The organism is Psychrobacter sp. CMS30 (assembly GCF_904846565.1).
GTDB classification, from domain to species: Bacteria; Pseudomonadota; Gammaproteobacteria; order Pseudomonadales; family Moraxellaceae; genus Psychrobacter; species Psychrobacter maritimus.
Genome location: NZ_CAJHBF010000015.1, coordinates 79103 through 90998, shown reverse-complemented (window position 1 = coordinate 90998; position 11896 = coordinate 79103). Strand labels below are relative to the sequence as shown.

Sequence of the window (11896 nt, the reverse complement as noted above, 5' to 3'; positions counted from 1 at the left end):
GCAATTTCACCACTGTCGTCATAGCGCAGTACATCACTCGCCGCTAATTTTTGCGTTAAAAAAGTATCTTTTACTGTTTCAGGTGCATCTATATAGCCAGTAAGCAACGTTGAGGCTTTATCAATATAGACATTTGCTTGTTCTAATAATGCTTGATTAAAAACTTGCTGCGCCAGATAATCGAGTAATAATTCAATCGATGTTAAACCTTCTGCCACTGCTTCAGTAACATCCCAGCTGAGTACATTAATCTCATGGGTGCTTAATTGATCAAATATAGCAGCTATTTTATCCGTCGCGTGACGGATTGATGGCAAGCCCATACTATCAAAGGCTTCGCTAATTTTAGTAAAATCTGCTAAGTCTGATAATAGTTCGGTATTTTGGCGCTGGATATAGTCATTAAAGCCTTGCTTGACGTCTTCGACAGCAATACGTAACTCACGCAGGTCTTTATCATTTGCATTAATTTGGTGGTTATTTTCTGTTTGTAAGCCATCAACACTATTAACGCTATTAAAACCATCAAAATCGTCATTCGTAATGACTGCAGGTTTAGAGGTAAACGACGCCGCGTTTCCTATTTTGCTAGCAATGACTTGTTCGGTATTGTAGACAGCATCGTATAATTCTTGCAGTTGGCGCTCAATTTGCCACTGTTCCTGCGTATGTTCTTGGGTCAATTCTGCTTCTGCAGATAAACCACGCTCTATATCAGCTAGGATTGCGGCAGTCTGTGCAGCAAAAAATGTCCAACCGCGACTCTCAAGTTGGCTGTTTATGTGTTGTAATGGTTTTAATAGCGTGTGAGGTTTATCAAGATTAAAGATAAGACTTTCAATTTGACTGAGTATGCGCGGTAAAAAACGTGATTCTACATCCGGCTGCGATACGTTATGCAATATAGATTGAGCGTTTTCACTATGATTGACAAGGTTACTTAACTCAATATAAATACTGGTTATTAAGTTGTTAATGATATCCGTCGATATCTCGTTTTGCTGCGCGCAGGATTCTATTAGCGCATCTAACTGGCTTAATAACGCGGCATAATGTTTAGGTTTTGGGGTTTCATTGTCTGCTAGGTCATGTAGCCAAGTTTCAGTCAGATACCAAAGACGCTGTAAATCTGTATCCGCTGCGGTTTGCCATAAATATTGACTGACCTTTTCTAAAACCGTCAGTATAGAGGGAGTGTTGGCATTAGCTGCTAGTAAGGCTTGTACTTGCTGACGCCAAACCAATAACAATTGCTGATATTGCTCACGGTCTAAATTTGCCGCTGTCGTAACATCAGGTACTGTAATATCAAGGTATTCATTATCCATCATGCTAGCAGAATGCTCAGCTTCAGAGGCTAAAGAAGCATCTGCAAGATGGTCGGTCACGACACCATAATGCGCTAAGACTTGTGTCAGCTCAGCCGAGGTTTTATTCAGCAAAGCAGCATGGTAGCTACCCGTGCGCGCGTAGTGTCCAAGCTCACGCATGAGTAATCGATGAGCTATTTGACCAATACGGCTTTTATCCGTACCAAATGCTACTTCAGGAGCTATTTCTGACCCTGTTTCAGAAGCCGTTCCAGAATTTATTGCAATGTCGTCTGCAAGAGCATCTTCTAGGTTAACGACATTACCTATTCCTGCTAACAAACTTAGCTTAGTCGCCAAACTTGCCAATGCAGGCAAGTTGAGCATGGTTAAGGCACCACTAACTTGATGATAGCTCTGTGACATTTGCTCATAATCAACGCTTTTTTCACCTAATTGCCAGCCATCAGCTACCTGTGATAATTGCTGATTAAATAGTGGTAATAACCACTCAAACGTCACCATGTCATTGGGCTGGTTTTTCATAGATTTATCCTAACTCGTCTAGGCGCTAATTTAGGCACTGATTTTTTGCCACGCATTAATCTGTGGGTGCGCAATACGGCGCATGTTTGATGGACGCCAAAATAACGCCTCACCTGGAGCCAATATAATATAACCGCCTAGCGCACACTGCTCTGATAGCCGCGCTAAAATATCACGCTGATCAAACTTGCGAAAATACAGCAGCATATTTTGGCAGACAATCACTTGTTGTAAATGCGGGGTTGGCGGCTCTTGATTGATAATATTATGTAAAGTAAAACGTACCTGCTGTTTTAAGGTTGGCATCACTTGCCAGTGGGCATTTACGCTATTTCTTATGATTTGCTTAGTATTAGTCGCTACAGGGGCAAAACGTAATGCTTCAATGACGCTTGCCGGACGCAATGGCTGGATAAATTGCTGACAATGCGGCGGAATTAGAGCCTGCTGTCTGTTGTCATACTGTCCTACGCGTGCCTTTTTTAATGCTTGTTCGCTGACGTCTGTACCCAATATAGTGTAATGAGTCAGCTGCTTTGCCGCCAAGCTCATTGCTAGCGACCAAGTCTCTTGCCCACTCGCACAGCCGACGCTCCATATACGGAACAACTCATTAGCGCCAATATGGTCACTGTTATTAGCATTACTAGCAACATTGCTATTAACATTGCTATTAACATTACTGTCATTTGCTAATTGCCGCCGTTGATGCTGCAAAGCACACTCGGTGACAAATTCTATAGAAGGCTGATGGCGAAAGAAGCGACTTTCATGAATCAGCACTTTATCTAATAATTGCTGACGCAGCTCATGATTAATCGGTAACTGCTGCCATAACTGTAGAATAGTGAGCCCATACGATAGTGCCGTTTGCGTGACGGCATTGACCAACCACTTACGCTGAACATTCGGTAATATAAAGCCGATTTCTTGCTCTATATAACGTTGCCATTGCTCTGTATCAAAAGCAGCATCCTGTCTTAAAGCCTCGGCCGCTAAAGCGTCGGCTTTATAAATAAAAGGACTGTCTTGTTGCATATGATTATTCATGTGACCTGCTATTAATAGTGTTGCCTTAGATAAGGATAAGATAATAACTAGAGCAACTATTTGGTTAACATTTCAATATAAAAATCATAAATTAAGCGCTAATGACTCAATAATAAATGGCCCTTAAATACTGGCTGATACTCTTTCATCAATATCTAAGTACTCATCATCCGTCTGTTCTGTATGTAATTGCTCATCATCATTAGAAATCTTGAAGCCGGTTACTGACTCTTGCAATGCTGCTGCCATTTCACTCAGCTCACCAATAGAGCGCGCCGTTGCCATCGAACCTGATGACGTTTGCGAGGTGATATCTTGAATGATATTCATCGTATGCGAGATATGACCTGCAGACTCTGCCTGTTGCATAGCGGCGTTGGAGATGTTTTGAATCAGATCCGCCAAGGTATTCGAAACGGTTTGCACCTCTTCTAGTGCCTCACCCGCATCTTTTGCCAAACGGGCACCACGTACCACTTCAGAAGTCGTTGATTCCATCGACATCACCGCTTCACTGGTATCGGCCTGAATGGTTTTTACCAGCGTTTCGATCTGTTTGGTTGCGTTGGCTGAACGCTCAGCAAGGCGCTGAACTTCGTCGGCAACAACCGCAAAGCCTCGACCAGCCTCCCCTGCCATCGATGCCTGAATCGCAGCGTTCAATGCCAGAACGTTGGTTTGGTCAGCAATATCGTTAATCAGACCAACGATATCGCCAATCTCTTGCGAAGATTCACCAAGGCGTTTGATACGTTTTGAGGTTTCTTGAATCTGGTCACGGATAACGTTCATACCCTCAATCGAGCGCTGTACAACTTCCGCACCGTTATAAGCAATAGCAACTGAACGCTGTGCAACTGTTGCCGATTCTGCGGCGTTATTTGAAACTTGGTCAATCGATACCGTCATCTCATTAATAGCCGCTGATACACCAGCAATTTCTTGCGCCTGGTGCTCAGACGCCTCAGCAAGCTCAACCGCATTCATCTGTGTTTGCTCTGAGGACTGCGAGACGCGATCAGCGGTACTGTTAATAACCAGTACCAACTGACGTAATTGGTCAATTGCGAAGTTAACAGAGTCAGCAATCGCACCCGTAAAGTCTTCTGATACGGTCGCATTTACCGTCAAGTCACCATCTGCCAAATCACCTAGCTCATCCAGTAGACGCAAAATAGCAATCTGGTTACGCTCGTTTTCTTCTTGAATTTGGCGCGCACGCTCAGACTCTGCTTCCGCCTCTTGGCGACGACGCAAGGTCTCTTTTTCAATCAATAAACGTTCTGAGCCGCCACGTTGTTTTAGTAGCTGGAATAACGCAAATAAGATACCAAGCACACCTAAGACAAATACAATCACCGGCAAGACAACTGATTGATTAAAATTCGTTAAATATTGGCTGACCGATGACAATGAATTGACCAGCCAAAACAGACAAGCCACACTTACTAAAGCACAAAGCCCTAATAACAGCTTCCATTTACTATTAGCATCTGTCGTTGTTTTATTCTTACCAGCTACAGGGTTGTTTATAACATCACTCATCGTGCCTCTTCCTTTCAAACAATCGTCAAAGTCGTATCGTGACTGACTCTGAAATCATATTGTCATCAAAACAACAGTGATTAACAAAGCCTGTATGAATGCTGACATATCACTAAACCATGTCAGCCCTTGTTCTTTATTCTTGCTTTAACAAAAACCGCTTATTAAAAACAGTTAAGTAATAAAGACCGCTATGTTTATATGGCGGCATCGGTATACTGCAAATCTTGTGCAAGCAAGCTTGGCATAAACACATACCAATCTTGCTCATCTTTAAAAAACTTGCCATGGTTATAAGGCGCAAATGGCGAGCTAGGTTCAAGCGCTTCTGGACGATATTGATCTTGAGTGAACTGCTCAATACCCAAGACTTGATCGACCAGCAACCCTGAGAACACATTATCATGGTCAATAACGATAACTTTACGTTGGCTCATTTGCGACAACTGACTAGGCACTTGTAAAAACCGCGATAAATCGGTTAAAGGTAACAAGCGCCCACGAATATTGGCGATGCCGAGCATCCAAGGCTTTACTAAAGGCACGCTGGTATATTCTGGCATGGTCAATATCTCTGATACTTGACCCATTGGTGCCACCAAACGCTGACCACCAATCTCAAATACCACACCTTGCCAGTCAAACTCTTTGCCTCCGCGGCGACCACTTTTGCGCGCGCGTGCTAAGTCTGCTATCCGTAGCAGTTCAATAAACCCTCTGGATGCCACAAGCTACTCCATTACTCTACGAATTATCTGGACCAGACCACTTTCATCAATCGGCTTAGTAATATACTCTTTAGCGCCTTGACGCTTACCCCATACGCGATCAGTTTCTTGATTTTTGGTACTAATCATAATGATAGGAATATGAGACGTGGTTTTTCCACGGGTAATCTTACGAGTTGCCTGAAAGCCGTTCATTTCAGGCATCACGACATCCATTAAGATGACATCTGGCAGATGATCAATGGCCATCTGACAGCCTTGCTCACCGTTTGTCGCTTCTAATACTTGATAGTTATTCTTCGCAAGCATGTCGCGAAATTTCGCCATCTCAGATGGCGAGTCGTCAATGACTAAAACAGTAGTCATAGGTGTTTCCTTTATTTTCGATGATATCCATTAGGATATATTATTGATACAAATCGATTAAAATAAGTCGCTATGAGTCAGTGGCCGCATTATTCTCATCAGGGTAAAAATTAAGCAGAAAGCTCGCATGACAAATATGCATAACCAACTTTCCTAAACAGCGTCTGTAAGCATAACTGTAAAAACAACTTATCTGCTGATTAGCGACTTATATTGGGTTTTTATAGCGGGCTATTATTTATAAGGGGCTATTTATAACCGCTTATAATAAGTTTTAAAAAACTTACCGCTATGAGCGATACTGATTAATCGCCTCAAAAAGCTCATCTTTACTAAATGGCTTGGTCAAATACTCATCAGAGCCGACAATGCGACCACGGGCTTTATCAAATAAACCATCTTTTGATGACAACATAATTACAGGCTTGCTGGCATAATCAGGATTATTTTTTATCAATGCGCAGGTCTGATAACCATCTAAACGTGGCATCATAATGTCCACAAAAATAATATCTGGGTTATGATCGACAATCTTGGCCAAGGCATCAAAACCATCAATGGCGGTTACAACTTCGCAGCCAGCTTTTTGCAATAACGTTTCTGCGGTACGGCGAATGGTCTTTGAGTCATCAATCACCATTACTTTTAAACCATCAAAATTATTTTCCATTATCTCTGTCCTATTAATGACTATTTATTCGTAGTGCTATCTATAAGTACAGATTATCACTCTAATCTGCCAATCTAAGCTATCAATACAAAACAATAAGCGGTTATCTTAATTTATCAGTGAATGTATTTTATCTAAAGATAAACAGCAAAACCTGTATTGTGCTCGATCATAATAGCTAAATTTTCACCATCAGTATCTGCCTATTTACCAGCGCATTACCATCAGTATCTGCCTATTTACCAGCGCATTACCATCAGTCACTATACGCACTTTATGGTAAATATTCTTAGCAAATTGCGCGGTATTTTAAGTGCTGTTAAGCGGTGATAATACCTATATCAGCGTTGCGCAATCATACTATTCAGTCATCGATACAAATCCCAGCTAACTGAACTGCGAGCCTTTTCAGCAATCTTTTATTAAAGCTTAGTTATTAAAAGCAGTTCATTCTTACTAAAAGTAATTGCTGTTACTTAATAGGATTTGATTTAGATGACACTAAAGCCAGATATGATATTTGGTGTTGCTATATTTTGGCATTATATAGAAATAGCGTGCACCTTACCGAATAATTTTCTTTTGTCATAAAAATGTATCAATATATTTTATTATGTTTGTTTTAGCACAGTTGCAATGCCTTTTCCAGTCATTTAGTGAATTTATGTTCAAATAAATCAGTGTAAATTCATCACTCTAGCGCAACCCCTTTATTTTCGGCCTGTATTATCAGCGTTGCCTATCAACTCAATATTCAACTCAAGCAATGCCCATTAGAAAAGACAGGCTAATCATTTCACCGTGGCAAAATTCACTATATAATGAAAATTCGTTGATAATGGTGACTGGTATGACAGATTCTATGTGCTCAAGGCGTTTAAGCACGATATTTTCAAGTGCGCTATTTCTAGCTTCTAGCCCTTTAAAAAAGAGCGTGTACCTCTTAAGTGCTTTGCTCATTATCGCCTGTCAACCCTCCCCTCCGACCTCAGAGCCCGTCACTGCCGAAAATAGCGAGACGGTTAATACGCCGCTTTTGATTCGCGCTGATAGCATCACGATGACCCCTGACCATATCCTCAGCGTCAAGCCAACCCGTTATCAGCCAAGTCTTGGCTTAGAAGGTGAAATTGAACCTATTAAAAAGGTCAATCTGACTGCCGGACAAGCACTGACGATAGAAAAGGTATTGGTGAAGAAAAATCAATGGGTAGAAAAAGGCGCGCCCTTATTTATTGTTCGTCGTCAAACGACCGAGATTCAACAGCCAGCTGATGCAGTAGCGGCTACAAACTCAGCAGAAACCGTAGAAATTAATAAAAAGGCTGATATTAAGCCTGAGCAATCGGCTGCCAATAATCAAAATTCGGCAAATGATACCGTTATTAATAGCGGAAATCAGACAAAACAAGCGGTAAAAAATGACGCAGAAATTGATGCAAAAATGACGGCCGCTAACAGTAAAAAGCCAACTACAGACAACTCTACTAGCAGTGGCAGTAATGACGACAATAACACTCAAGAAAATACACAATCAGAGAAATCATACAACTTGATCACGGTGCGGGCGAATTTTTCTGGTCGGATAGAAAAGCTCTACATTAAAAACGAACAAAAGATAGAAGCGCGTCAGCCTTTATTAAAGCTCAGTGACGAGACGGAACTGCATTTTATTGCAACCCTTCCGATTGACGCTGAATCGCAAATCTCTGTCGGGCAAACGGTGAATTTTACCGCCGAAGGTTTAATAGATGAATTTACCGGCCAAGTGAGTAAGCTGACCACCACTCAGCAACCAAAACAGCTGTTGGTTGCTGTCAACGTGGTTGATAACGAAGTCAGTCGCAACCAGATAAGACCTGATATGAAGGTGACAGGACGTGTTGACTACGGACAAATACAGGTCGGTACCACTGTCCCTAAGCGTGCCCTGCATAATGTAGATCTCACTGTGCTGCACAAGCCGCCTTATAAGCCGCTGCGGCCTTTAATCGCCAATGTATGGATTATCAAACAAGACCAGCGTTTGACGCGCCAGCCCGTCGAGGTCATTGAGTATGACCCGCTGACCAAACAATATTTAATCGCGGGCATTACCAATGACAGTTTGATTTGTTTGGCAAATCTACCGGTTGAATCTGAAGGTAAAAAGGCGGTAGTTTCATAAGCGTTGAAGCAAGTAGTTACATTGTGTAGAAACATTAACAAAGCATGTCTTGTTTAATAACATCCTGTTTAGGCAATATAGCGTATGCTAAATAGCAGTGATTGAAAATTAAGGGCGCAGTACTTTTAAAGCAGTACTTTTAAAGCAGCACTTTGAAAATGCAGGTTTAAAACAGTACTTTTTAAGATGCAGATTAAACAAACTATAACAACAACTAGAGGAAAAATTATGAGTAAGCAGATTTTACTAATTGAAGATGATCCAGATTTAGCCGAGTTAATCAGTGATTATCTGACCATGAATTACTACGATGTACACCATGCAGGATTGGGTCAAGAAGGTTTAGATTTATTAGACACCAAAGAGCGTGATATTGACTTAGTGGTACTGGACTTGATGCTTCCTGATATGGATGGGATGCAAGTTTGCCAAAAAATACGTGGCAACAAAAACAACATGACCAATAAAGTGCCGATTATTATGCTAACGGCAAAAGGCGATACCACTGACCGCGTATTGGGTTTAGAGATGGGTGCCGATGATTATATCGCCAAACCATTTGAGCCACGTGAGCTATTGGCGCGTATTCGTGCCGTTATTCGTCGTCATGAGCAGCCAAACCAAGCCGACAGCCAATCAGACAGCCTGACTTTCGGTCGCTTGAGCGTCTTTCCTGACAGTCATGAGGTCACTATCGATGACCAACCGGTACGTCTAACGACGCATCAGTTTCAATTGCTGCATTATTTTGCCACTCATTCTGGTAAAGTACTAAACCGCGAGCAATTGTGGCAAGCAATGCCAAACGATGACAGCTCAGACAATATTGATCGCGCTATCGACGTGCATATTTCGCGTTTGCGTGCGCTTATTGAAGACAATCCACGTCAGCCAAAACGTATTATTACCGTACGCGGTGTGGGTTATCAATTTGCAACCGATCAAGTATAAATGGCGTATGTAATCAAACGACGTTAGGTTAAGCGATAGTGCCAATAAAACCGATAAAGCGGTTATGAGCGTTTGATAATAGAGATGATTTAATGCAACAACTGGGTTTTCGTTCCGTATTTGCCAAGCTATTTGCCAGTGTCATGCTGGCACTTATCTTATTTGCGGTAGCGATGGTGTTATTGACGCAGTTGGTCCATGACAAAGACGCGGGCATTCGCTCAGAAATCTTAGCCACGCAAATCTTGGGTCAAATAGACCCTTTTTTGCATGAGCTAAACATCGCGGTCAGCAAGGACAATCGCTTACAGTCGCGCTTTATGCTGGCGGTGGTCAAAAAAAGTTTTGATATTTTTGATGAATCTTTGCAGGCAAAGATGGGTTTGTATGACAGCGAAGGTCATTTGCTTATGCAAACCGACAATAGCGATTTGCCGTTAGAATTGCCGGCGCCGCCCTCTTTATTAGCACGCGTTTTTCCGTCGTTTGCTGAAACCTCCCCAACCAAGCAAGCCCAAGTCTATAGTAGTACGGGCTATACGCTATTATATGAGTCACGCTTAGCACCTAAAAAACCCGTACTTTCAGCGGCGCTAAACTTATTTACCGGTACCTTATTGCTGCTGATTATTATGGCAGGCGTGCTTTGGTGGATTGCTCGTACCATTACTTGGCGTATCAATCAGATGAGTCAGCAGATGGCTGAACTTGGTGATGGCGACTTTAGCGTGCGTGTCAATGCACGCGGTAATGATGAGATTGCCTCACTCGCCCGCGGTTTTAACCAAGCGGCACAAAAGATTGAACACCTTATTAATGCCAATAATCTATTATTAGCGCATGCCTCGCACGAGCTGCGCACGCCTATCACCCGTATCCGCTTACAGATTGAGATGATGGATATGTTGGCAGCAGCCTTGCCGAGCGATACCAAAGAAAAATTTGATAAACGTGCCCATGCGATCAATCGTGATCTGTCAGGACTGAATGATTTGGTTGAAAGTATCTTGCTGGTGAGCCGATTAGACGCCGGTCATGCGCTACAACAAGTTGAACATTTAGACTTATATGACTTGGTCAATCAGGAACGCCAACATTATCCTGAAGCAACGTTGATTGGCGAGCATATCGTCATTGACGGTCAGTCATCCATGCTCACCCATTTAATTCGTAACCTACTGACCAATGCCATGCTACATGGCAAGCCGCCTGTTACTGTATTGCTTTATGGCGTGCAAACCTTAGAGGAAGCCAGTGATATCCCTGACTTCCTACTGCAAACCATACTGTGCAGCAGCTTTGTCGACTATAACAGCTCCGACTTTGATTCTTATGAAGAAGTCACTCATAACGTCAATCAGCTTGAAAACGCACAAGATTCTACTGCCACTGACGACTCAATTGACGCTAGTGACACAAAATCTAAGCCAACGTCAGCAGAAGCAACAGAAATAGCATTATTACCTGCTCCCGCTATTTATAAAAATGGTGAAAGCGTCACGGCGCTTACTGATGCTCAGAATGAAACTATTGAGGTTGATGGTGATAGCGATAATGATACGAGCTTAGTCACGGATAAATCACAGCCTTCAGAACTTATTGACGTACCTAGTAAGGTAAACAGTAACGTAAACACTGATATAAACAGTAATGATGAGTCTAAAACTATTAATGAGCCTTCGCTTAGATCCAATTATCAACGCTTCACGAGCGATTTAACCGATAAAATTAAAAAAGTCATTTGGCGCGCGGTTCCTGAAAATCAGGAGATATCACTTCTCAGTATTGAAGACAATGCTATCAATCAAAACGCAGAAAACACCGATAAAAACAATAGTACTGAGAAAGATGACGCTAAAGATAACTCTAAGAGCAATAATAAAGAGAACGCCAAAGATAATGGCGAGACAGCAAATACACCACGTAAAGAAGGTTTGTTTAGTAAGCATCTAAAGAAAGCAAAAACTGAACCAACCCGCCCGCTACCAAAATATGCCGTGTTGGCAGTGATTGATGAAGGCGACGGCATCCCTGAAAACAAACGCGAAGAAGTTTTTAGTCCCTTTGTACGCTTACAGCAAAAGAATAAAGGCTCAGGACTTGGCTTATCCTTGGTTGCCCAAATTGTCACCGCGCACCAAGGGCGTATCCTGACCGACACTATTAATGGTCATACGCGATTTTTAGTGGTGCTACCTGTGAAGCACGACCCTCATTATCATCATGAAAGCCGTGATTAATCCTATAGCTCAGTCTTAAAAAACTAAGTCTTAAAAAACTAAGTCTTAAAAAACTAAGTCTTAACAAGCTCAGTGGCAAAAAACTTACTGCTAAAAAATCAGTGCTACAAACATGCTTGAAAATGCCTGCTGATGTTATATTGCTTCTTTATTTCATAACCATTTATTCGAAATGACGATGAATTTACGCGCTACCTGTCTTGATTGCTTGGTTACTTAATAGCGAGCAAGCCAAGATTATCCTTAAGTCATGGATGTCCATATCCAAAACACTGCATAATATGCTATATTAGCGCCCCTTATTATGGGGTTATTGAATGTTG

7 protein-coding genes and 2 pseudogenes are annotated in these 11896 nt (G+C 42.0%); 3 read left to right on the top strand and 6 right to left on the bottom strand.

Annotated elements, in window-relative coordinates; genetic code table 11:
• The 6 genes and pseudogenes from JMX94_RS09285 to pilG all read right to left on the bottom strand — a co-directional run.
• Window positions 1–1856 (bottom strand): annotated as a pseudogene (locus JMX94_RS09285) (hybrid sensor histidine kinase/response regulator); the annotation flags it as partial.
• Window positions 1857–1886: 30 nt separating this feature from the next.
• Window positions 1887–2906, bottom strand: coding sequence for a protein-glutamate O-methyltransferase CheR (locus JMX94_RS09280; RefSeq protein ID WP_201565079.1), 1020 nt, complete (start codon window positions 2904–2906; stop codon window positions 1887–1889).
• A gap of 207 nt (window positions 2907–3113) precedes the next feature.
• Window positions 3114–4118, bottom strand: a pseudogene (locus JMX94_RS09275) (methyl-accepting chemotaxis protein); the annotation flags it as partial.
• Window positions 4119–4648: 530 nt separating this feature from the next.
• Window positions 4649–5179: a chemotaxis protein CheW gene (locus JMX94_RS09270; protein WP_201565077.1), complete on the bottom strand. Its 531-nt coding sequence runs from the start codon at window positions 5177–5179 to the stop codon at window positions 4649–4651.
• Window positions 5180–5182: 3 nt separating this feature from the next.
• A complete protein-coding gene (locus JMX94_RS09265) occupies window positions 5183–5545 on the bottom strand; it encodes a PleD family two-component system response regulator (RefSeq protein ID WP_183620243.1) in 363 nt (120 codons plus the stop codon).
• Between the two features lie 289 nt (window positions 5546–5834).
• Window positions 5835–6215, bottom strand: coding sequence for a twitching motility response regulator PilG (gene pilG / locus JMX94_RS09260; protein ID WP_149488687.1), 381 nt, complete (start codon window positions 6213–6215; stop codon window positions 5835–5837).
• Between the two features lie 850 nt (window positions 6216–7065).
• On the opposite strand from pilG, the gene JMX94_RS09255 reads away from it, so the two are divergent.
• The 3 genes from JMX94_RS09255 (at window position 7066) to JMX94_RS09245 (ending at window position 11573) form a co-directional block, all read left to right on the top strand.
• Complete coding sequence (locus JMX94_RS09255; RefSeq protein ID WP_227673585.1) at window positions 7066–8382, top strand: efflux RND transporter periplasmic adaptor subunit; 1317 nt, start codon at window positions 7066–7068, stop codon at window positions 8380–8382.
• Window positions 8383–8610: 228 nt separating this feature from the next.
• Window positions 8611–9333 (top strand): response regulator transcription factor, encoded by a 723-nt coding sequence (locus JMX94_RS09250; RefSeq protein WP_057761578.1) that lies wholly within the window; start codon window positions 8611–8613, stop codon window positions 9331–9333.
• A gap of 92 nt (window positions 9334–9425) precedes the next feature.
• Window positions 9426–11573, top strand: coding sequence for a HAMP domain-containing sensor histidine kinase (locus tag JMX94_RS09245; RefSeq protein ID WP_201565076.1), 2148 nt, complete (start codon window positions 9426–9428; stop codon window positions 11571–11573).
• The last annotated feature ends 323 nt before the right edge of the window (window positions 11574–11896 follow it).